We start from the raw sequence: 271 nt of genomic DNA, 5'->3' as shown, positions 1-271 counted from the left end.
AGGGATTTTCAAGTCCGGGAGATTGCTGTGGTAAGCCTTCAAACTTGCATCAATTTCTGCTAATTTCGTCTTGACATCGCTTTCTTTATCAGATAAATAGTCGTATAAATTTTTATACTCATCGCGTTTTCGTTCATTTTCCGTGTAGGATATGTGCAAAAAGTTGCCTACTGAATCCCAAAAACCTTCGCCCAAAGCAGCTTCCCCTTTCGTTTAACCTATTACAATATCATCCACTAGAGGAAAATAGTTTTTATTGACTAGGATAAAC

General features: G+C 37.3%; 1 protein-coding gene. It reads right to left on the bottom strand.

Translation table 11 applies throughout. The annotated features are described in order from the left end of the window. Positions 1–195: hypothetical protein (locus Ga0466249_RS26125; RefSeq protein WP_215832407.1), on the bottom strand; the 195-nt coding region annotated here is incomplete at its 3' end. Positions 196–271 lie beyond the last annotated feature (76 nt).

The sequence above is a fragment of the Pelorhabdus rhamnosifermentans genome (assembly GCF_018835585.1).
GTDB classification, from domain to species: domain Bacteria; phylum Bacillota; class Negativicutes; order UMGS1260; family UMGS1260; genus Pelorhabdus; species Pelorhabdus rhamnosifermentans.
The sequence above is the reverse complement of the archived record's forward strand: the minus strand, read 5'-3'. Positions and strand labels throughout refer to the sequence as shown.